Consider the following 19,357-nt stretch of genomic DNA (forward strand, 5'->3'; position numbering starts at 1 on the left):
CATGGCGGATGGGCTGGGCGCGGTGCGGGACGGCGCCGTGGCCGCGAGGGACGGGCGCATCGCTTGGGTGGGGCCGCGCGAGGCGCTGCCCGACAGCGATGCGGCGGTGACAGACTGCGAGGGGGCCTGGGTGCTGCCGGGGCTGGTGGACTGCCACACGCACCTCGTCTTCGGCGGCAACCGGGCGGGGGAGTTCCAGCGGCGGCTGGCGGGGGCGACCTACGAGGAGATCGCGCGGGAGGGGGGCGGCATCCTCTCCACCGTGCGCGCCACGCGGGCGGCGGATGAGGAGGCGCTGGTGGCGGCCGCCCTGCCCCGCCTGGACGGGCTTCTGGCCGAGGGCGTGACCACGGTGGAGGTGAAGTCCGGCTACGGGCTGGAGTTCGAGGCGGAGCGGCGGATGCTGCGCGCGGCCCGGGCGCTGGGGCGGGCGCGGAAGGTTTCGGTCGCGACCTCCTTCCTCGGCGCCCACGCGGTGCCGCCGGAATACAACGGGCGGCAGGGCAAGTACGCGGCGCTGGCGGCCGGGATGATCGCACCCCTGGCCGCCGAAGGGCTGGTGGACGCGGTGGATGCCTTCTGCGAGCGCATTGCCTTCACGCCGGAGGAGACGGAGACCGTGTTCGCGGCTGCACGGGCGCAGGGGCTGCCGGTGAAGCTGCACGCGGACCAGTTGAGCGACCTGGGCGGGGCGGCGCTAGCGGCGCGGTTTGGGGCGCTGTCGGCGGACCATCTGGAGCACGCGTCGGCGCAGGGGCTGGCGGCCATGGCGGCGGCGGGGACGGTGGCGGTGCTGCTGCCCGGCGCAACCTACTTCATTCGGGAGGAGCGGCACCCGGATATCGCGGCCATGCGGGCGGCGGGCACGCGGATGGCGATCGCGACGGACATGAATCCCGGTTCCTCCCCGGCGCGGTCGCTGCTGCTGATGCTGAACATGGCCTGCACCCTCTACCGGATGACGGTGGAGGAGGCGCTGCTGGGCGTGACGCGCCACGCGGCGGCGGCGCTGGGCATGGCGGATCGCGGCGCGCTGGCGCCGGGGCTGCGCTGCGACCTGGCACTGTACCGGATCGGGGCGTCGGAGGAGCTGTGCTACTGGATCGGCGGGAACCCCTGCGCCGGGCGCGTGGTGGCGGGGGTGGATGCCTGACGGCGGGCGCCCGCCGCCCCATATGGCGGGCGGAGAGGAGAACCGGATGCCCCTGCCCCCGACCAGCCGGCCGCCCGTCAGCAGATCGGTTGAGAGCCTGATCGTCGGCCATGATGGTGCTGCACGGCCCGGGCTGCGCGCGGTGCCGGAGGAGGTGCCAGTCAGCCTCGTCTACTCCTCCGTGCCTTTCGCGGTGATGATGTTGACGCCCTCGGACCTGGAGGACTTCGCCTACGGGTTCAGCCTAACGGAGGGAATCGTCACCGGGGCGGAGGGCATCCGCGAGGTGGCGGTGGGGCAGGAGGCGCGCGGGCTGCGGCTGGACATCCGGCTGGCGCCCTCGGCGCTGACGCAGCACCTGGCGCGGCGGCGGTCGATTGCCGGGCGGACGGGGTGCGGGCTCTGCGGAATTGAGGAATTGGATCAGATGCCGCAGGCCGTGCGGCCGGAGGGGGCGGCGCCCGCCATCGACATGCCGGCCATCCGGCGGGCTCTGGCCGAGTTGGAGCAGAACCAGCCGCTGAACGACGCGACGCGGGCGGTGCACGCCGCCGCCTTCGCGGGGGCGGATGGGGCGCTGCGCGCGGTGCGCGAGGATGTCGGCCGGCACAATGCGCTGGACAAGCTGGCTGGCGCGCTGATGCGGGGCGGGGTGCGGGCGGCTGAAGGTTTCGTGATTGTCACCAGCCGCTGCTCCTTCGAGCTGGTGGAGAAGGCGGCCTCGATCGGGGCGCGGACCCTGGTGGCGATCTCCGCCCCCACGGCGCTGGCGCTGGACCGGGCACGGGCGCTGGACATGAACCTCGTGGCGGTGGCGCGGCGGGACACGGTGGCCGTGTTCCACGGCATGGAGCGGGTGCGGGACGGGGTGGCCGGGTAGGGCGTCGCGGGGTTTTCACCGGGGATACGCTGGCCCCCCTTCCCTGCCCTCGCTAAACCTGCGGCGCTTCTCGCGAGGAGGACCGCATGAAGATCACCTGGTTCGGGCATTCGGCCTATCGGTTCGAGATCGGCGGCGCCGTGGTGCTGGTCGATCCGTTCCTGACCGGCAATTCCACCTTCAAGGGCACGGTGGAAGAGGCCTCCAGGGGCTGCACCCACATCGCCCTCACCCACGGCCACGGCGACCACATCGGCGACACGGCGGCGATCGCGAAGGCGACCGGGGCCAAGGTGATCGCGAACGCCGAGATCTGCGGCTACCTGAAGGGCAAGGGGGTCGAGAAGCTGGAGATGATGAACACCGGCGGCACGACCGACCAGGATGGGTTCAGCGTCTCCCTGACCATCGCCTTCCACTCCTCCTCCATGCCGGGGGAGAACGGGACGATCATCGACCTGGGCCTGCCGAACGGGGTGGTGATCACGCCCAAGGACCCGTCCGAGCCCGTGGTCTATCACATGGGCGACACGGACGTGTTCTCCGACATGGCGCTGATCGCGGAGCTGTACCAGCCGAAGGTGGCGATCGTGCCGGTGGGCGACCGCTTCACCATGGGCGCGCGCGGCGCGGCGCTGGCGATGCGGCGCTTCCTGCCGGATGTGCCGGTGGTGATCCCCTGCCACTTCGGCACCTTCCCGATCATCGACAAGTCGGCCGACGCCTTCCTCGCCGCCATGGGCGAGGAGGCCGGGCGCGTGCGCGTGCCGGTGATCGGGGCAGCCTTCGAGGTGTGAGGCCTCAGGCGGCCGGGATGAGGTGCCCGGCCGCCGGATTCCAGGAGAGGGCGACCTGGCTGCCCTCCGAGATGCCCTGCGCGGCGAGGCCGGGCAGGCGGGCGCGGAGCGGGGTGCCGCCGGCGTCCCCGAGGATCAGGGCGCTGTCGCCGAAATGCACGATGGTCTCCACGGCCATGCGGCAGGTGTTGGGGGCGCCATCGGCGGCCAGGCCCAGCACCTCCGGGCGCAGCAGCAGGGTGGCAGCCTCGCCCGCGCGACGGCCGGGCTGGGCAGGGATGCGGACGGGGCCGATGCCGGCGATCTCGCCCGTGCCCTGGTTAGGATCGGTCAGCCGGATGGGCAGCAGATTGCTGTCGCCGACGAAGCGGGCGACAAAGTCGTTCACGGGGCGGTCGTAGATCTCCAGCGGGGTGCCGGCCTGCTGGATACGCCCGCCCTCGAAGACCACGATGCGGTCGGACATGGCCATTGCCTCGGACTGGTCGTGCGTCACGAAGATGGTGGTGACGCCGAGGCTGCGCTGGATGCGCTTGATCTCGATCTGCAGGCTCTCGCGCAGATTCTTGTCCAGCGCGCCCAGGGGCTCGTCCAACAGCAGCAGGGCGGGATCGAAGACGAGGGCGCGGGCGAGGGCCACGCGCTGCTGCTGGCCGCCGGACATCTCGCGCGGGTGGCGGTCCGCGAAGCGCTCCAGCCCGACGAGGGCGAGCATGTGGCGGGCCTTCTCCGCCGCCTGGACCTTCGGCATCTTCCGCATCTCCAGCGGGAACAGGATGTTTTGCAACGCCGTGCGGTGGGGGAAGAGCGCGTAGTTCTGGAAGACGATGCCGATGCCGCGCTGGTGGGGCGGCACGCGGGTGATGGAGGTGCCGTCCACGAGGATCTCGCCCTCGGTAGCGCCCTCGAACCCCGCGATGAGCATGAGGGTGGTCGTTTTGCCGGAGCCACTGGGGCCGAGGAAGGTGATGAACTCCCCCTTCCCCGCCGTCAGGTTCACGCCGTCCAGCGCGCGGCTGCGGCCGTCATAGCTCTTGGAGAGGTTGCGCAGTTCCAGATAGGGCTTGCTCACGGGCGGGCTTCCGATCGGCGGCGCGACAGGGCGCGCCAGAGGACGGGCACGATCACCAGCGCGGCGACGGCCAGGAACAGCAGGGTGGAGACGACGGCGATGACGGGATCCGCCTGGGTGCGGATGCTGTCGAACATGCGGCGCGGCAGGGTTTCCGTGTCGCGGCCGGAGATGAAGAGGGCGACCACCGTCTCGTCGAAGCTCTGCACGAAGGCAAACAGGGCGGCAGCAGCGAAGCCGGGCCAGAGCACGGGGAGCGTGACGTGGCGGAAGGTGGCGGCCGGGCTGGCGCCGAGGGAGAGGGCGGCCCGTTCCAGCGTGCGGTCGAAGCCCTTCAGGTTGGCCGAGAGGACGAGGAAGGCCATGGGCACGGAGAGTGCGGTGTGGGCGAGGATGATGCCGGGGAAGGTCTGCAGCAGGCGGACGTCGGCGAGGAAGGCGTAGTAGCCGATGGCCATGACGATGTGCGGCACGGCCAGCGGCAGCATCAGCAGCAGGTTCACCACGCCCTTGCCGGCGAAGCGGTGGCGCACCAGGGCGAAGGTGGCGGGGGTGACGAGCAGGACGGTGAGGACGGAGACGGCCAGCGCGATGCCGAGGCTGTTCAGCGTGGGCGTCGTCCAGCGGGCATCGTTGAAGTAGGCGCTGTAGTAGCCCGTCCACCAGCCCGGCGGCGGGAACTCCAGCGAGACGGCCGTGCTGAAGGACATGGGCACGACGATAAAGAGCGGCGCCGCCACGAAGGCGAGCACGAGGGCGCCGAGGAGGAGGAGGGCGAGGCGCATCGGTTCAGCCCCAGAGCCGGTCGAGGCCGAAGCGGCGGTGGTAGAGGCCGAGGACCACGAGGGTGGAGGCGAGCAGCACCACGGCCATGGCGGAGGCCTCGCCGAAAGCCAGGAACTCCTCCACCTGCTGGCCGATCACGCCGGCCACCATCTGCTCCCGCGGGGATCCCAGCAGAATGGGCGTGACGTAGAAGCCCAGGCAGAGAACGAAGACGAGGGTGAGGCCGTTGGCGATGCCCGGCGCGGCCAGGGGCAGCACGACATGGCGGATGACGCCGGCGGGCGTGGCGCCGAGGCTGGCGGCGGAGCGCGGGAGGGAGGGCTCGATCCGCTTGAGCACGCCGTAAAGGCTGAGGACCATGTAGGGCAGCAGGATGTGGGTCATCGCGACGGTCGAGCTGAAGCGGGTGAAGAGCAGCTCCGGCGAGGCGAAGCCCATCCACTCGACGAAGCGGGCAATCGGGCCGCGGTTCCCCAGCAGCACCATCCAGGCATAGGTGCGGACGAGGAAGCTGGTCCAGAAGCTCATGGTCACCATCACCATCATGGCGGCGGCGAGCCCGGCCGGCGCGGCCGCCATGGCGTAGGCCAGCGGGAAGCCGAGGAGGAGGCAGCAGAGCGAGACGACCAGCGCGGTGAGGAAGGTCTCCAACAGCACGCGCAGGTGGAAGCCGTCCGTCGCGATGGCGACGTAGTGCTCCAACCCCCATTCGGGGTCGGAGACGCTCATCACGGCCACCTGCGCCAGCGGCACGAGGAAGAAGGCGGCGAGGAAGATCAGCAGCGGGGCGAGGAGCAGCCAGGGGCGCAGGCCGCCCCCGCCCGCCGCGGCGGTGGTGGCGCTCAAGTGCCGATCCAGCGCTCGAAGCGCTGGGTGGCGGCGTTCACGTCGCCGCCGAAGTTCAGGATATCCTGCTCGAACACCTTGTCCTTGTAGGCGGGGGCGGTGGGCATGCGCGCCGCCTCGGCCTCGGACACGAAGTTGAAGGCGGCGGGGTTCAGCGGGCCGTTCAGGGAGTCCTTGCAGAACCCGGCCACGCGCTCCGGCTTCAGGGCGGATTCGATGAAGCGCATGGCGTTGTCGCGGTTCGGCGTGCCGCGGGCGACCACCCAGTAGGCGCGCTCGATCTCCGCCCCGTTCCACACGATCTCGACGGGCTGGCTCGCGTCGATCAGCTCCAGCGTGCGGGCGTGCCAGAGGGCGATGCAGTCGATCTCGCCGTCGCGCAGGAGCTGCTGGGACTGCTGGCCCTGGGTCCACCACACGCGCACGGCAGGCTTGATCCTGTCCAGGCTGCGAAAGGCGCGGTTGAGGTCCAGCGGATAGAGCTTGTCCGTCGGCACGCCGTCCGCCGCGAGCGCGATGGGAAGGATGCGAGAGGCGTAGCGCTGCATGCAGCGGCTGCCCGGGAACTTCTGCAAGTTCCAGAAATCCGCCCAGCTCTGCGGGCCGCCGTTCGGGTACTTCGCCTTCTGGTAGGCGATGACGGTGGCGAAGGCGTGGCTGCTGGCGCCGTTCTGGAAGGCCGCGCCGGGAAAGGGCGGGTTCTTCACCAGCTCGGAGTTATCCAGCTTCTCCAGCAGGTTCGCCTGGTTGGCGCGGATGATCTCGCCGGCGCCGAGCGTCGTCACGTCGAACTCATAGGCGCCGCTGCGGACCTGCTGGGCGAGCTTTGCGAAAGACACCGGGGAGACCGGGCGGATCTCCACGCCCGTGTCCCTGGTGAAGGGCTCGAAAAGGTTCTTGATGGCGGCGCGTTCCCAGATGCCGCCCCAGGTGTTCACGTGCAGTACCTCCGCCGCGCGCACGCGGCGGAAATAGGGGGCGGCGAGGCCCGCCACGATGCCGCCGCCCACGGAGAGGGCTGCGCGGCGGGTGAAACCCTGGGATGCCATCCTCGTCTCTCCTCAGTTCGGGCGGAAGGTGGCGCCGTAGAGGCGCATCCAGTTGCCGCGGATGATCTTCTCGATCTCCGGCGGCTGAAAGCCCACTTCGCGCAGGCCGTCCGGGATCTGGCCGAGGCCTGAGACACCTTCCACCAGCCACTCGGCCTTCGGCGTCTTCACGGGCTTGCCGGCGGAGGAGGCACCGTGGTCGATGCCGCGGGTCCAGCGGCCCATCCGCATCCAGGCGTAGTCGGCGGGGGTGTTGTCGTGGCCGTAATCGGTGCCGATGGCCACCGTGTCGATCCCCGCGATGTCCACGGTGCGCGCCACCATCTCGCACCAGTTGCGGACGGAGGCGCAGTAGTAGTCGCCGGTGATGTTGCGATAGACGGCGCAGCCCATCACGCCGCCCGTGTCGCGCAGGGCGTGCAGGATGGCGTCCCCCTTGTTCCGGCTGTGCGGGACGAGGCTGGTGGCGTTGGCGTGGGTGACGGCGATGGGCTTCTCGCTGTGGACGATGGCCTCCAGCGTCGTGCGCTCCCCCACGTGGGAGCAGTCAATCAGCATCCCCGCGCGGTTCATCTCCCGCACCACCTCGCGGCCGTAGCGGGCCAGGCCGCCATCGTTTGGCTCGTAGCAGCTGCCGCCGACGGCGTTCTGGTTGTTGTAGGTCAGCTGCACCACGCGCACGCCGAGCTCCGCGAACATCTCCACCAGCCGGATGCGGCCACCGAAGAGGTCCGTGTTCTGGAAGCCCAGGATGACGGCGGTGCGGCCGCTGGCGTTCACCGCCTCGATCTCGGCGGGCGTCCGGGCGACGGCGCAGGTCTCCGCGTTCTCCGCGACCAGGTCGCGCCAGCGGCCCAGGGCGTCGAAGGACTCCATCGGGTCCTCCCAGAAGCCGCAGGTCACGGTCACGGCGGCGATGTTGCCGCGCCGCAGGGCCGCGAAGACCTCCGGCGTGAAGTGGCCGCACTGAAGACCGTCAATGAGCATTCGCGGACTCCGGCTTGGCGCTGGTGAGGAGGGAGAGGTCCGTGTCGTCGTCGTGGTCCGTGCGGCCGGTGACGCGGCCATCGGCCTCCACGATCACCGGGCCGGCGTGGCGGCGGGATTCCGGGGTGTCCGTTGACAGGGCGGTGTTGGAGAGGTGGTGCAGGTCCCACCACAGGGCGGGCTCCACCACCACGCCCTCGCGCAGGGCGCGCTCCAGCACGGCATCACCCGCGGTGGAGGGGGCGGCGGTCAGGGTGATCGTGCCCAGCCCGGCCGGGAGAGTCGCCGCATCGGCGACGAAGACGGACAGGCCCTCGCGCGGCGCGTAGGCGCTGGCGGTGCGGAGCTCCTCCGGGTCGCGCAGGTTCGTCACCTCGGCCAGGGCCGCGCCCTCCCGCGCGACGGCGTCGCCCAGCGCATCCAGGATCATCGGCAGGGCTACCCAGGCGTGCCCGCCACCGGCATCCACGGCGAGGTGGCTGGGCGAGATCTCCGTGATGCGGGGCGCAACGGTCTCGGCCGCGCGAAGGTCGGCGAAGCGGCGGCGCAGCAGGGGCAGCCCGCCCAGCCCGGCCGCGGCGGAGTAGAGCACCACGTCCCGCACGGCGGGGATCAGGCCGTGCGGCACGGTGGTGAGGAGGAGGATGCGCTCCACCACCAGCCGCACCTCGCGCGGCAGGAGGGTGACGGGGCTCTCCGTGGGGACCTCGCTCATGCTCTCGGCTCCGGCGGGTAGAACCAGTCCGGGTCGGCGCCCCCGGCCAGGTCGGCGGCCACGGGGGCGCCGTGGAACAGCACGCCGCGCAGGTTGCGGGCAAGGTAGTCGCGGGTCTTGTCCACGCCGTGCAGCGCGACATTCATCAGCCGCACCATGTGCGCGGGCACGAAGCTGTCCGCCATGATGTTCACGCGCGGCTGGTGGTAGGGCAGGCCGGCGAGGCTCTGCACGCGGGCGACGATCTGGCGCAGGTCTGGGCGGGCGAGGAGGAGGCGCGCGACGGGCTCCTCGGCGTCGCGCTCCGCCAGGGCGGCGTCGAGCGCCTGGACGAGGCCGGGCACGTCGAGGCCGAGGTTGAAGGTGCCGGGCGGGGCCTCGGCTTTCGGACCGCGGCGCGGCTCCTCGGCGGTGGCGGACTTGTACCAGACGTGCTCGTAGGCGCCCGGCGCGGTCAGATCCATCGCCAGCGCCCAGTCGTACTCGCGGTGCAGGATGGCGCGCAGGGAGCCGGCCTGCATGGCGGGCTGGACCGCCATCTCCTCGGTGACGATCATGGAGCGGGCGAGGCGGTCCGCCTCCTCCGGCGCCAGCTCGATCATGAGGGAGAGGAGGGTCTCCTCCGTCTCCGGATGGAAGCGGGCGGCGACCTCGGTCGCGAGATCGTCCAGCGGGTGAGCGGCGGCGCTGCCCGCGGCGTGCAGGGCGGCGACGAGGCCGGCCACCGCCTCCAGCTCCTCCGCGATCAGGGCGCTGGGGGCGAAGGCGTCGTAGACCATGCGGTCCTCGCGCCGGAAATGCGCGGCGCGGCGGACCAGGGATTCCAGATGCGCCAGGCGCTCGTCGCCCGCCCCGACCGGCAGGGCGCGGGCGGCGGCGATGGCCCTCTCCCGCGCCTCGATCCAGGCGTTGATCAGGCGGGGGTGGTTGTTGATGAAGAGGATGAGGCCGAGGGCGGAGCCGTTGCCGATCCCGAGAAAGCGGCGAACCTCCGGCGAGAGCGGGACGGCATCCGGCGATTGCAGCGCGGCGAGGCGGTTCGCGAGGTCGGCGGCGAATTCCCGCATCATGTAGGCGGCCAGCATCTGCGCGGCCAGCGGGTGGCGCAGCGCGTGGCCCTCCTCCAGCGCGAGGAAGGAGCGGGTGCCGAAGGTGCCGTTCCCGTCGAGCCCCGTGTTCCGCATGAGGTAGCAGGACTGCGCGACCAGCGCCGCGTCGGGCTGCCGGCCGGAGGCCAGGGCCGCGACGGTGGCGTCGAAGACGCGCATGGAGCGGTTGGAGCGGCACCAGATGAGCGTGCCCGGCGTGGCGCGGCCGGCGTAGAGCTTCGGCAGTTCCCGCCGCGTGGTCTCCACCACCCTCTCCGTCGCGACGCCCTCCACCAGGGAGCCGGTCATGTCCCAGGTGCGGCCGATGATGCGGCCGGTGCGGCCGGCGCGCTGCGGCGTGTTGGAATAGGCGAGGAAGGAGAAGGTGCCGCCGGGCGTCACGATCTCGTAGACCGCGGTGCCGGCGGAATCGGCGCCGATGTCGAAGCGGCGCGTGGTGATCTTCCACCGCTCCGCGATGGCCTGGGCCATCAGCGCGCGGGAGGCGGAGACGCGGCTGGGCTGGAAGGCGGCCAGCCGTTCCGGCCGCATCAGGAAGGCAGGATCGCGCGGCGCGGGCGGCGCGTTGCGATCGTGCGGCGTGGACGCCGCGGTGGTATCGAGCGCGGCACTCACGCGGGGCGGCCCTCCAGGATGGCGCGCAGGCGGCGGGCGGCGGCGCGCAGGGGTTGGATCCAGCCATCCGGCGCGAAGCGCTGCGCCGGGGCGACGAGGGAGAGGGCGGCGGCGCACGCGCCGTCATGCCCGAAGACCGGCACGGCGGCGGCGCGGATGCCCTCGATGCTGCGGCCGGAGGAGATGGAGTGGCCGGTCCTCCGCACCTCCTCCAGGATCGCGGGGTCGAGGTCCGGGGCGAGGCGCCGCGCCCGGTCCGGATCGAGGAAGGCGAGCAGCACGCGGCCGGAGGCGGTGCCCTCCAGGTCCATGGCGGCGCCCACGCGCATCTCCACGCGCAGCACGCCGCTCGGCTCCACGCGTTGGACAATGCGGGGCACGCCGTCCTCCAGCACGGCCAGGGACGCGGCCTCGCCCGTCCCGGCGCAGAGCGTCTCGAGGACGGAGAGGGTGCGGTCGCCGAGCCCGGCCTGCTCCGTCGCGGCCTGAGAGAGGCGGGCGGCGCGGAGGGTGAGGCGGAAGGCGCCCTCGGCCGTCTGCTCCACCCAGCCCGCCGCCATGAGCGTGACGAGGCGCTGGTAGATCGTGGCGCGCCCCGCGCCGAGTTCGCGCGACAGCACGGAGAGCCGGACGGGGCGGCGGCTGTGGCTGAGGTGGTCCAGCAGGGCGAGGGTTTTCAGCGCGGAGGCGAGCGGGCGGACGCCGCCTTCGGGTGCGGCGCCCATCTCCTCTGGCATGTCGGTTCCGTCGGGCAATTTGTATCCTGTCAGAATACTTCGTATTCGAACTGAAGCGATCTTTCTCCTGTCTCTGGCTGGCGTCAAAGGGTTTTTAACCGATGGATGAAATCTTGCCCGCGCGCGGCGGGTGCGCCGGGCAGCCCGGGTCCGATCTGCGGCCGGCGTTGGAGGCCCCGGACCCGGACGAGCCGACCGGAGGCGTGGCCAGCCCGGGGAGCGCGGCTGTGCGCGACAGGGCAACGGGCGCTCCCGGAGGAGCGCCCGTCAGCGTGCGGATCGGCGGGCGGATCGGCGGGCGCGAGGAGGGGTGCGACGCCGCCTTCCCGATGCGGTAACGCGGTTCAGGCCCCCCGCGTCGAGGGGGGGGCGGCCCGGCCCCGGTCAGGCCGCCGGCACGGCGGTCTCGGCGCCCGCCTCGGTGCATTCGGGCAGAACGCAGTTCACCATCCAGGGCGTGCCGAAGCGGTCCACCAGCATGCCGAAGCGCTGCGCCCAAAAGGTCGGGGCCATGGGCATCCGCACCTCGCCGCCCTCGAGGAGGGCGGCGAAGACGCGCTCCGCCTCCTCCGGCGTGTCCGTGTTGATGTTGACGGAGAAGCCGCCCGGCGTGCCCGCGGGGAGGTTCGGCGGCGCGTCGGAGGCCATGAGCGTGGTGCCGCCTACGTCCAGGCAGGCGTGCAGGATCTTCTCCGCCCAGCCCGGCGGCATCTGCGCCTCGGCGGGCGTGCCCGTGGCGCGGAGCATGGCGATCATCCTCCCGCCCAGCACCCTCTCGTAATGGGTCATGGCCTCCTCGCAGTTGCCGTCGAAGTAGAGGTAGGCGTTGGTCTGCATGGGCCCGGTTCCCTGTCCTGCCGGACAGGCCCCCGCCCGCCCTTGACAGAAAAGGTTGATACCAACATATATGGCCGGTGTCAAAGCCCGTCGCGATCCCGTTCGAGATCACCCTTGCCGTCCGCGACACCTGCCTGTGCCTGCACGCCCAGCGCCTGGCGCGGGCCCTGGCGCGGCACTTCGACGAGGTGCTGCGCCCGGCGGGGCTGACGAACGGGCAGTTCTCCCTGCTGATGTCGCTGAACCGCCCCTCCCCGCCCCCCATGGCCCCGGTGGCGGCGCTGCTGGGCATGGACCGGACGAGCCTGACCGCGATGCTGAAGCCGCTGGAGCGGCGCGGGCTGGTCCGGGTGGAGGCGGATGCGGCGGATCGGCGCGGGCGGCTGCTCCGGCTGACGGAGGCGGGGCACGCGGCGCTGGCGGCGGCGCTGCCGTTGTGGAAGGCGGCGCACGCGGCGGTGGAGGGGCGGATCGGGGATCCGGCGGGGTTCCGGGAGGCGGCGCGCGCGCTCGCCTAGCCCCTTGGCCCGCCCCTCTGGCCTGCCCCCCCTTGCTCGACCTAGCGCCGGCGCGGCCGGCGGCGCGGCAGGGCGCCGCGCCAAGCGCTTTCCAGCGCTGCGGCCAGCTCCTCCGTCGTCACAGCCTCCAGCAGCACGGTGGTGTAGCCCATCCGGCCCCAGCCACCAGGGACTGGGCTGAAGGCCTCCGGGTGGGTCAGGCACTTCATGGCCTGGTCCTCGGGCGAGAACTTCAGGTTCGCGCTCAGCCCGTCCGCGGCGAGGGTCGCGTAGATGCGGGCCACGCGGAAGGCCGCGCGGTCCATGTGCGGCGCCTCCTCCGTGCCCTCCAGCGCCAGGGCTAGCCGGCGCAGGTCGGCCCCGCCCGCCATCAGCGGCCCGCCCCGCCGCCCCAGAGCACCACCCCCGCGCCGAGCAGGCAGATAGCGCCGCCCGCCAGGTCCCAGCGGTCGGGCACCCGTCCCTCCACCGCGAACAGCCAGGCGATGGAGGCGGCGACATAGACGCCGCCATAGGCCGCGAAGGCGCGCCCGGCCGCCGCGGCCTCCGACAGGGTGAGGAGCCAGGCGAAGAGGGCGAGGGAGGCGGTGCCGGGCAGCAGCACCCAGGCGCCCCAGCCGAGGCGCCGCCAACCCCAGAAGGCGAAGCAGCCACCGATCTCGGCGAGGGCGGCGACGGCGTAGAGGGCGACGGTTCCCATGCCCGGCAGCTTGCCACGGGCCCCCCGGGGACCCCAATTGCGGGGGATGAAGCGTTTCTGGGAAGAGGCCGCCGTCCAGCCCGTGGATGCCGGCTGGGGCATCGCCCTGGATGGGAAGCCGCTGCGCCTGCCCGGCGGCACCACGCTGCACCTGCCGGGCCGCGCCCTGGCCGAGGCTGTGGCGGCCGAGTGGCACGCGGCGGGCGGAGAGAAGGGCGGCGAGATGTCGATGGAGGAGGTGCCGCTGACGCGCCTCGTCGGCACCGCTGTGGACCGGATCGCGCCCGATCCGGCGCCGAGCGCGGCCGCCATCGCCGAGTACGGGGAGAGCGACCTGCTCTGCTACCGAGCGGAGGATTACCGCCTCGCCGCGCTGGAGGCGGAGAACTGGCAGCCCCTGCTGGACTGGGCGGCGCTGCACCACGACGCGCCGCTGCACGTGGCGAAGGGCATCGCGCACGTGGCGCAGCCCCCCTCCTCGCTCCGGGCGCTGCACGCGGCGGTGGCGGCGCACTCGCCCTTCGGGCTCTCGGCGCTGGGGATCGCGGTGCCGGCGCTCGGCAGCCTAGTGCTCGGGCTGGCGCTCTCGGCCGGGCGGATCGACGCGGCGGAGGCGCACCGGCTGGCGACGCTGGACGAGACCTACCAGGAGTCCTTCTGGGGCACGGATCCGGAGGCGGAGGCGCGGCGCGCGCGGATCGCGGCGGATGTGGCGCTGGCGGCGCGGCTGCTGGAACTCTCCCGGTGAAGGCGCGGCTGCTGCGAATCCGCGGCCGGGTGCAGGGCGTGGGCTACCGGGACTGGATGGTGCGGGAGGCCTCGGCCGCGCGGCTCTCCGGCTGGGTGCGGAACCGGGCGGACGGGACGGTCGAGGCGCTGCTGGCGGGGGAGGAGGCGGCGGTGGGCTCCGTGCTGCTGGCCGCCCGCCGCGGGCCGCCGGGCGCCTTCGTGGAGACGATCGAGGAGAGCTTCGCCGAGCCGCCGGAGGAGCCGGGCTTCGGGCGGCGGCCGACGCTGTAGGGCCGGTTCCCCGACAACCCCCAGGACGAGCCGTTGAGAGCCCTGCCGCGCCCCGTGCCTCTGATCCTCCTCATCCTGTTGCTGGTGGTTCTGGCCCCGATCGTGACGGTCTGGGCCATGCAGGAGCGGTTTCTCTTCCCTGCCCGGCACAACGGCGTTCCGGTCGCTGCCTCGGGAATCTGGCAGGTGGGGCATGTGGAGGTGCCGGGCTCCGGCCGCCTCGCCTTCCTGTTCGCCGATCCGGAAGCCGATCCGGGGGGCGATCCGGGGGCGCCGGTTCTTCTCCACCTTCACGGGAACGGGTCCCGTGCGGGCTGGTCGGCGGCGAGCACGGAGAACCTCGTCGCGGCCGGCATTCCCGTCGTCGCCGCGGAGTATCCGGGCTATTCCGGCAATCCCGGCGCGCCCACCGAAGCGTCTCTGAGGGCCACGGCGGAGACGATGGCGGCCTGGGCACGCGGCCGGTGGCCGGGGCGGCGCCTGGCGGTGCTGGGGGAGAGCATCGGCTCCGCCCCCGCCATCCATCTGGCCGCCTCCGGCCGTGCCGACCTGCTGGTGATCGACAGCGGCTTCACCTCCATGACGGAGACGATCCGCATCCACCTGCCCTGGCTGCCGGCGGTCGCCTGGCTCAACCGGCATCCGATGGACGGCATTGCGGCCCTTCGCGGCGCGGCGAAGGCGCTGCCGCCGACGCTGGTGATGGTCTCCGCGGAGGATCCCGTCGTGCCCGTCGCCATGGGCGAGGCGCTCGCCGCCGCCATCCCCGGCAGCACCCTCCACCGCTCGGGCCGGGCCGGGCATCCGGTGATCCACGGCGATCCGCGCGCGGGAGCAGTGCTGCTGGAGTGGCTGCGCGGCCATCGCGCCCCGCGCTGAGCCTTCAGCGCTGCCCGTAGGCGGCGCCGGTGAAGAGGTCCTTGAACTCCCGCGGCTGGGACCGCCAGTACTGCCTCGGCGCGGCGACGCGCGCGCCGAGCTTCGCGGCCGCGTGCCAGGGCCAGCGCGGGTCGTAGAGGATGGCGCGGGCCAGGGCGACGGCGTCGGCATCGCCGTTGGCGACCACCGCCTCGGCCTGCTCCGGCTCCGTGATGAGGCCGACGCCGATCACGGGCAGGCCCGCCGCCTCCTTCACCTGCCGCGCGAAGGGAAGCTGGTAGCCCGGGCCGAGGGGGATTTGCTGGCGGGTGGAGACGCCGCCGGTGGTGACGTGGATGGCGTCGCAGCCGCGCGCCTTCAGGGCCTGGGCCATGGCGATCGTGCTCTCCACGTCCCAGCCGCCCGGCACCCAGTCCGTGGCGGAGAGGCGCATCCAGACCGGGCGATCTGCCGGGAAGGCCTCGCGCACGGCGTCGAAGACCTCCAGCGGGAAGCGCATGCGGTTCTCGAGGCTGCCGCCGTACTCGTCGTTGCGCACGTTCGCGAGCGGCGAGAGGAACTGGTGCAGCAGGTAGCCGTGCGCGCCGTGGATCTCGATGCCATCCAGCCCGATTCGGGCGGCGCGGCGGGCGGTCTCGGCGAAGGCCTCGCGGATGCGGGCCAGGCCTTCCGCGCTCAGCGCCGCCGGGGTGTCCTCGCCCTCGGCATGGGCCAGGGCGGAGGGAGCCTCGGTTCGCCAGCCGCCGGGCTCGCCGGGGTGGATCTGGGACCCGCCCTCCCAGGGGGCCCGGCTGGAGGCCTTGCGGCCGGCATGGCTGATCTGGACCGCAATCGGCATGGAGGCGTGGCGGCGCGCCGTCTCCAGCACCCGGGCCAGCGCCGCCTCGTTATCGTCGGAGTAGAGGCCGAGATCGGCGGGGGAGATGCGGCCCTCCGCCGAGACGGCGGTCGCCTCCAAGATCAGCAGCCCGGCGCCGGAGAGGGCGAGGTGGCCGAGATGGATGGTGTGCCAGTCCGTCGCCCGCCCCTCCTCGGCCGAGTACTGGCACATGGGGGCGATGACGATCCGGTTGGGCAGCTCCAGCGCGCCGAGGCGGAGGGGTTGGAACAGCTGGCTCATTGGCGGGATCCCGGAATCATGGCCCCGATCCTCTCAGAGAGGCGCCGCGGCCTCCAGCCCCGCCCGTCCTGTCGGAGCCCGGACTAGCGGAGGCAGTCCAGCAGCGGGCCGAGCTGGCCCGTGCGGCGCTCGATGACGGCGGCCCGGCGCTGCACCCGCTCGCTGGGCCGGGTGACGGACCAGTTCAGGGGGCTGGGCAGCACCGCGGCCAGCCGCGCCGCCTCCCCACGGGTCAGGCGGGCCGCCGGCTTGTTGAAGAAGGCCTGGGCGGCGGCCTCCGCGCCGTAGATGCCGGGGCCGAACTCCACGCTGTTGAGATAGACCTCGATCACCCGCTGCTTCGGCCAGAGAAGGGCGATCTGCGGCGTCAGCCAGGCCTCGATCACCTTCCGCACGGGATCCCGCCCCGGCCAGAGGAAGAGGTTCTTCGCCGTCTGCATGGTGATGGTGCTGGCGCCGCGGGGGGTCTCGCCGTCCTGCCAGGCCTCCACCTCCTCGCGGAGGGCGCCGAAGTCGAAGCCCAGCGATTCGCGGCAGAAATTGTTGTCCTCCCCGGCCACCACGGCCTCGGCCAGGGCGGGGGCGATGGAGTCGAGGGGCACCCAGTCGTGCCGCATCCCCTCCCCCTGGACCGAGCGGATGACCATCAGCGGCGTGACCGGGACGGGGACGAAGCGGAAGAGGGCGATCAGCGCCAGGGGGCCGAGAATGAGGACGAGCAACAGGCGGAGGAGCCGGCGGCGCCAGCTCACCCGGAAGGCAGGACGGTGCAGCAGTTCCTGGCGGCCCATGGCCCCGTGCTGGCCGCCGGCCGGCCCCGCGTCAAGCGCGCCTCCTGGCATCTTGCACCGCAGCAGGCTTTGCCCCATCTTGCTGCCCGTGCCCGGCGCCAGCCGCGGCCACGCCTCGGCCGCGTGAGACGGCCGCCCCGCGCAATGATGCGCGCGGCCCTGACCGGGGCGTCGAGATCTCCGATACCCTGGATGCGACCGGACACGCGGGGCGCCTCCACCCGCCCTGGCAGCCCGGGTTCTGGGCCGCCCCGATTGGAATCCATGACACAGTTTAACGAGCTCGGCCTCGCGGCGCCCCTTCTGCGCGCGCTGGAGGAGGAGGGCTACACCACCCCGACCCCGATCCAGGCCCAGGCCATCCCGGCCGCCATCACGGGCCGCGACGTGCTGGGCATCGCCCAGACCGGCACGGGCAAGACCGCCGCCTTCGCCCTGCCCCTGCTGCACCGGCTGGCGAACGACCCGAAGCGGGCCGCGCCCTACACCTGCCGCGTCCTCATCCTCTCCCCGACGCGCGAGCTGGCCTCGCAGATCCATGAGAGCGTGCGCGCCTATGGCCGCCACATCCGCCCGAGCACCGCGCTGATCTTCGGCGGCGTGCCGGAGAACCCGCAGAAGCGCGCCATGGCCAAGGGCGTGGACGTGCTGATCGCGACGCCGGGCCGGCTGATGGACCTGCTGAACCAGCGCGCCCTGAAGCTGGAGGGCATCGAGGTCTTCGTCCTCGACGAGGCCGACCAGATGCTGGACCGGGGCTTCTGGCCCTCCATCCGCCGCATCGCCGGCATGCTGCCGCGCACGAAGCACACGATGTTCTTCTCCGCCACCATGCCGGAGGACATCGCGAAGCTGGCGAAGGAGCTGCTGCCCGACCCCGTGCGGGTGGAGGTGACGCCGGTGGCGACCACCGCCGAGCGGGTGAACCAGCGGGTGATCCACACCTCGGCCGACGGCAAGCGCCGCCTTCTGGCCGACCTGCTGCGCGGCGAGACGGTAGGCCGCGCCCTGGTGTTCAGCCGCACCAAGCACGGCGCCGACCGCATCGTGAAGCAGCTGGAGCAGGATGGCCTGGCTGCCGGCGCCATTCATGGCAACAAGAGCCAGGGCCAGCGCGAGCGGGCGCTGGAGGCCTTCAAGAAGGGCACCGCCCCGATCCTGGTGGCCACCGACATCGCGGCGCGCGGCATCGACGTGGACGGCGTGACCCACGTGATCCAGTACGACCTTCCGGAGGTTCCGGAGACCTATGTCCACCGCATCGGCCGCACGGCCCGCGCGGGCGCCTCGGGCGAGGCGGTGGCGCTGGTGGCGCCGGACGAGATCTCCCTCCTCCGCGCCGTGGAGAAGCTGACACGCCAGCAGGTGCCGGCCGAGGGCGAGATCCCGACCGGCCCCGTGCCGCGCCGGCCGAACCGCCAGCAGCAGGGCCGCCCGCCGCGCCGCGACGGCAACGGCGGTGGCGGCCAGGGCAACGGCCACGGGCGCGACGGGCAGCGCCACGCGCAGGGGCGCCCGGGCGGGAATGCCGGCGGGGCGAACCGCTCCGGCGGCCAGCCGCCGCGCCGCGACGGCGGCGGCGGGCGCCGGGCGGAGCCCGTGCGGAGCGACGCGCCGCGCAAGGACCGCGCCTGGCGCGACGGCGACTTCCGCGACAGCGGCCGCTGAGACAGAGGGGGCGTCCCGCGAGGGGCGCCCCCTTTTTTCGTGCCGGCCCTGGAAAGGCGGGGCCGGCCCTGCTCTAAGCCCTGCCGCAAACGGGGGAACCATGTCCGGAGTGGATCAGGCGGTGTCCGGCCTTCTCGCGGGGACGGAGGAGACAGGCGCCTACCGCGTCTTCGGACGCGAGGAATGGGCGGCGCTGCGGTCCAACACCCCCCTCCCCCTGACCGATGCCGACGTGAAGGCCCTGCGCGGCGTGACGGACCAGGTCTCGCTGGCCGAGGTGGCGGATGTCCAGCTGCCCCTCTCCCGCCTGCTGAACCTGCATGTCACGGCCGCGCGCAACCTCGCCTCCGTGCAGGACACCTTTCTCGGCCGCCCGGCCCGGGTGCCGCCCTACGTCATCGGGATCGCCGGCAGCGTGGCAGTGGGCAAGAGCACCTTCGCGCGCCTGCTGCGCGCCGTGCTGGCCCGCTGGCCGGACCATCCGCGCGTGCAGCTCGTCACCACGGACGGCTTCCTGCTGCCCACCAAGGTGCTGGAGGCGCGCGGGCTGATGCGGCGCAAGGGCTTCCCGGAGAGCTACGACCTGCGCCGCATGATCGCCTTCCTGCGCGCGGTGAAGGCGGGTGAGGCGGAGGTCTCGGCCCCCGTCTACTCCCACCTGAGCTACGACATCGTGCCCGGCGAGTCCGAGGTGGTGAGCCAGCCCGACATCCTGATCTTCGAGGGGCTGAACGTGTTGCAGACGGCCGGCGCCGCCGTACTGGCCTCCGACTTCTTCGACTTCTCCGTCTACGTGGACGCGGCGGAGGGTGACATCGAGGACTGGTATGTGCAGCGCTTCCTCGTCCTCCAGCGCACCGCTTTCCAGGACCCGCGCTCCTACTTCCACCACTACCGCGACCTCTCCGAGGCGGAGGCGAAGGCGGTGGCGCGGGGGATCTGGCGGGAGATCAACCACCCGAACCTGGTGGAGAACATCCAGCCCACCCGGCCGCGCGCGCACCTGGTGCTGACCAAGGGCCCGGACCACGCGGTGCGGGAGGTGGCGCTGCGGCGGATGTAGCGGGCTGGCGGCCCC

Annotated in this window: 22 protein-coding genes; 9 read left to right on the top strand and 13 right to left on the bottom strand. The window is 72.7% G+C overall.

Going from position 1 to position 19,357, the window contains the following annotated elements; genetic code table 11:
• The first annotated feature begins 1 nt into the window (after window position 1).
• The 3 genes from hutI to VQH23_RS01155 all read left to right on the top strand — a co-directional run bounded on the left by hutI (window position 2) and on the right by VQH23_RS01155 (window position 2,830).
• The gene (hutI, locus tag VQH23_RS01145; protein ID WP_338666034.1) at window positions 2-1,153 is read left to right on the top strand and encodes an imidazolonepropionase; all 1,152 of its coding nucleotides are present in this window, start codon (window positions 2-4) and stop codon (window positions 1,151-1,153) included.
• A gap of 46 nt (window positions 1,154-1,199) precedes the next feature.
• On the top strand, window positions 1,200-2,033 hold the full coding sequence (fdhD, locus tag VQH23_RS01150) for a formate dehydrogenase accessory sulfurtransferase FdhD (protein WP_338663776.1): 834 nt from the start codon (window positions 1,200-1,202) through the stop codon (window positions 2,031-2,033).
• A gap of 86 nt (window positions 2,034-2,119) precedes the next feature.
• Window positions 2,120-2,830: a metal-dependent hydrolase gene (locus VQH23_RS01155; protein WP_338663777.1), complete on the top strand. Its 711-nt coding sequence runs from the start codon at window positions 2,120-2,122 to the stop codon at window positions 2,828-2,830.
• 4 nt (window positions 2,831-2,834) lie between these two features.
• Here the strand turns inward: VQH23_RS01155 and VQH23_RS01160 are convergent, their stop codons facing one another.
• The 9 genes from VQH23_RS01160 to VQH23_RS01200 all read right to left on the bottom strand — a co-directional run bounded on the left by VQH23_RS01160 (window position 2,835) and on the right by VQH23_RS01200 (window position 11,583).
• Window positions 2,835-3,902, bottom strand: a complete 1,068-nt coding sequence (locus VQH23_RS01160) for an ABC transporter ATP-binding protein (RefSeq protein WP_338663778.1) — start codon at window positions 3,900-3,902, stop codon at window positions 2,835-2,837.
• Window positions 3,899-4,687 carry an ABC transporter permease gene (locus tag VQH23_RS01165; RefSeq protein ID WP_257715350.1) on the bottom strand — a complete coding sequence of 263 codons (789 nt, stop codon included), beginning with the start codon at window positions 4,685-4,687 and terminating at the stop codon, window positions 3,899-3,901. The genes VQH23_RS01160 and VQH23_RS01165 overlap by 4 nt, the downstream gene beginning before the upstream one ends.
• Before the next feature lie 4 nt (window positions 4,688-4,691).
• Window positions 4,692-5,534: an ABC transporter permease gene (locus VQH23_RS01170; RefSeq protein ID WP_338663779.1), complete on the bottom strand. Its 843-nt coding sequence runs from the start codon at window positions 5,532-5,534 to the stop codon at window positions 4,692-4,694.
• Window positions 5,531-6,583: an ABC transporter substrate-binding protein gene (locus tag VQH23_RS01175; RefSeq protein ID WP_338663780.1), complete on the bottom strand. Its 1,053-nt coding sequence runs from the start codon at window positions 6,581-6,583 to the stop codon at window positions 5,531-5,533. Before VQH23_RS01175 ends, VQH23_RS01170 begins: the two co-directional genes overlap by 4 nt.
• 12 nt (window positions 6,584-6,595) lie before the next feature.
• On the bottom strand, window positions 6,596-7,570 hold the full coding sequence (locus VQH23_RS01180; RefSeq protein WP_338663781.1) for a membrane dipeptidase: 975 nt from the start codon (window positions 7,568-7,570) through the stop codon (window positions 6,596-6,598).
• On the bottom strand, window positions 7,560-8,285 hold the full coding sequence (locus tag VQH23_RS01185; RefSeq protein ID WP_338663782.1) for a hypothetical protein: 726 nt from the start codon (window positions 8,283-8,285) through the stop codon (window positions 7,560-7,562). The genes VQH23_RS01180 and VQH23_RS01185 overlap by 11 nt, the downstream gene beginning before the upstream one ends.
• Window positions 8,282-10,009, bottom strand: a complete 1,728-nt coding sequence (locus tag VQH23_RS01190; RefSeq protein ID WP_338663783.1) for a hypothetical protein — start codon at window positions 10,007-10,009, stop codon at window positions 8,282-8,284. Before VQH23_RS01190 ends, VQH23_RS01185 begins: the two co-directional genes overlap by 4 nt.
• Entirely contained in the window at window positions 10,006-10,746 is a 741-nt protein-coding gene (locus tag VQH23_RS01195) for an IclR family transcriptional regulator (RefSeq protein WP_338663784.1), read from the bottom strand. Before VQH23_RS01195 ends, VQH23_RS01190 begins: the two co-directional genes overlap by 4 nt.
• A 384-nt stretch (window positions 10,747-11,130) precedes the next feature.
• Window positions 11,131-11,583 carry a VOC family protein gene (locus VQH23_RS01200; RefSeq protein WP_338663785.1) on the bottom strand — a complete coding sequence of 151 codons (453 nt, stop codon included), beginning with the start codon at window positions 11,581-11,583 and terminating at the stop codon, window positions 11,131-11,133.
• A gap of 77 nt (window positions 11,584-11,660) precedes the next feature.
• Here VQH23_RS01200 and VQH23_RS01205 point away from each other — a divergent pair, with 77 nt between their 5' ends.
• Complete coding sequence (locus VQH23_RS01205; RefSeq protein WP_338663786.1) at window positions 11,661-12,101, top strand: MarR family transcriptional regulator; 441 nt, start codon at window positions 11,661-11,663, stop codon at window positions 12,099-12,101.
• 41 nt (window positions 12,102-12,142) lie between these two features.
• On the opposite strand, the gene VQH23_RS01210 is transcribed toward VQH23_RS01205, so the two are convergent.
• The gene (locus VQH23_RS01210) at window positions 12,143-12,472 is read right to left on the bottom strand and encodes an MmcQ/YjbR family DNA-binding protein (protein WP_338663787.1); all 330 of its coding nucleotides are present in this window, start codon (window positions 12,470-12,472) and stop codon (window positions 12,143-12,145) included.
• Window positions 12,472-12,801: a YnfA family protein gene (locus VQH23_RS01215; protein WP_338663788.1), complete on the bottom strand. Its 330-nt coding sequence runs from the start codon at window positions 12,799-12,801 to the stop codon at window positions 12,472-12,474. The genes VQH23_RS01210 and VQH23_RS01215 overlap by 1 nt, the downstream gene beginning before the upstream one ends.
• A gap of 46 nt (window positions 12,802-12,847) precedes the next feature.
• On the opposite strand from VQH23_RS01215, the gene VQH23_RS01220 reads away from it, so the two are divergent.
• The 3 genes from VQH23_RS01220 to VQH23_RS01230 are packed head-to-tail and all read left to right on the top strand — an operon-like array spanning window position 12,848 to window position 14,700.
• Complete coding sequence (locus tag VQH23_RS01220) at window positions 12,848-13,549, top strand: ATP12 family protein (protein ID WP_338663789.1); 702 nt, start codon at window positions 12,848-12,850, stop codon at window positions 13,547-13,549.
• Complete coding sequence (locus tag VQH23_RS01225; protein WP_338663790.1) at window positions 13,546-13,821, top strand: acylphosphatase; 276 nt, start codon at window positions 13,546-13,548, stop codon at window positions 13,819-13,821. Before VQH23_RS01220 ends, VQH23_RS01225 begins: the two co-directional genes overlap by 4 nt.
• Before the next feature lie 33 nt (window positions 13,822-13,854).
• Window positions 13,855-14,700: an alpha/beta hydrolase gene (locus VQH23_RS01230; RefSeq protein WP_338663791.1), complete on the top strand. Its 846-nt coding sequence runs from the start codon at window positions 13,855-13,857 to the stop codon at window positions 14,698-14,700.
• A 4-nt stretch (window positions 14,701-14,704) separates the two neighbouring features.
• On the opposite strand, the gene VQH23_RS01235 is transcribed toward VQH23_RS01230, so the two are convergent.
• Together VQH23_RS01235 and mtgA are read right to left on the bottom strand one after the other, a co-directional pair.
• Window positions 14,705-15,820, bottom strand: a complete 1,116-nt coding sequence (locus VQH23_RS01235; RefSeq protein WP_338663792.1) for an NADH:flavin oxidoreductase/NADH oxidase — start codon at window positions 15,818-15,820, stop codon at window positions 14,705-14,707.
• Window positions 15,821-15,903: 83 nt separating this feature from the next.
• Complete coding sequence (gene mtgA, locus VQH23_RS01240; protein ID WP_338663793.1) at window positions 15,904-16,611, bottom strand: monofunctional biosynthetic peptidoglycan transglycosylase; 708 nt, start codon at window positions 16,609-16,611, stop codon at window positions 15,904-15,906.
• 264 nt (window positions 16,612-16,875) lie between these two features.
• Here mtgA and VQH23_RS01245 point away from each other — a divergent pair, with 264 nt between their 5' ends.
• Entirely contained in the window at window positions 16,876-18,279 is a 1,404-nt protein-coding gene (locus VQH23_RS01245; RefSeq protein ID WP_338663794.1) for a DEAD/DEAH box helicase, read from the top strand.
• Window positions 18,280-18,379: 100 nt separating this feature from the next.
• Complete coding sequence (coaA, locus tag VQH23_RS01250; RefSeq protein ID WP_338663795.1) at window positions 18,380-19,342, top strand: type I pantothenate kinase; 963 nt, start codon at window positions 18,380-18,382, stop codon at window positions 19,340-19,342.
• Window positions 19,343-19,357: the final 15 nt, after the last annotated feature.

This window comes from Pararoseomonas sp. SCSIO 73927, assembly GCF_037040815.1.
Lineage (GTDB): Bacteria > Pseudomonadota > Alphaproteobacteria > Acetobacterales > Acetobacteraceae > Roseomonas.

Bases quoted from the DNA above. Each gene is read 5' to 3' on its own strand.
- hutI (WP_338666034.1), top strand. From the start codon at position 2: ATGGCGGATGGGCTGGGCGCGGTGCGGGACGGCGCCGTGGCCGCGAGG.
- fdhD (WP_338663776.1), top strand. From the start codon at position 1,200: ATGCCCCTGCCCCCGACCAGCCGGCCGCCCGTCAGCAGATCGGTTGAG.
- VQH23_RS01155 (WP_338663777.1), top strand. From the start codon at position 2,120: ATGAAGATCACCTGGTTCGGGCATTCGGCCTATCGGTTCGAGATCGGC.
- VQH23_RS01165 (WP_257715350.1), bottom strand. From the start codon at position 4,687: ATGCGCCTCGCCCTCCTCCTCCTCGGCGCCCTCGTGCTCGCCTTCGTG.
- VQH23_RS01175 (WP_338663780.1), bottom strand. From the start codon at position 6,583: ATGGCATCCCAGGGTTTCACCCGCCGCGCAGCCCTCTCCGTGGGCGGC.
- VQH23_RS01180 (WP_338663781.1), bottom strand. From the start codon at position 7,570: ATGCTCATTGACGGTCTTCAGTGCGGCCACTTCACGCCGGAGGTCTTC.
- VQH23_RS01185 (WP_338663782.1), bottom strand. From the start codon at position 8,285: ATGAGCGAGGTCCCCACGGAGAGCCCCGTCACCCTCCTGCCGCGCGAG.
- VQH23_RS01195 (WP_338663784.1), bottom strand. From the start codon at position 10,746: ATGCCAGAGGAGATGGGCGCCGCACCCGAAGGCGGCGTCCGCCCGCTC.
- VQH23_RS01200 (WP_338663785.1), bottom strand. From the start codon at position 11,583: ATGCAGACCAACGCCTACCTCTACTTCGACGGCAACTGCGAGGAGGCC.
- VQH23_RS01210 (WP_338663787.1), bottom strand. From the start codon at position 12,472: ATGGCGGGCGGGGCCGACCTGCGCCGGCTAGCCCTGGCGCTGGAGGGC.
- VQH23_RS01215 (WP_338663788.1), bottom strand. From the start codon at position 12,801: ATGGGAACCGTCGCCCTCTACGCCGTCGCCGCCCTCGCCGAGATCGGT.
- VQH23_RS01220 (WP_338663789.1), top strand. From the start codon at position 12,848: ATGAAGCGTTTCTGGGAAGAGGCCGCCGTCCAGCCCGTGGATGCCGGC.
- VQH23_RS01235 (WP_338663792.1), bottom strand. From the start codon at position 15,820: ATGAGCCAGCTGTTCCAACCCCTCCGCCTCGGCGCGCTGGAGCTGCCC.
- mtgA (WP_338663793.1), bottom strand. From the start codon at position 16,611: ATGGGCCGCCAGGAACTGCTGCACCGTCCTGCCTTCCGGGTGAGCTGG.
- VQH23_RS01245 (WP_338663794.1), top strand. From the start codon at position 16,876: ATGACACAGTTTAACGAGCTCGGCCTCGCGGCGCCCCTTCTGCGCGCG.
- coaA (WP_338663795.1), top strand. From the start codon at position 18,380: ATGTCCGGAGTGGATCAGGCGGTGTCCGGCCTTCTCGCGGGGACGGAG.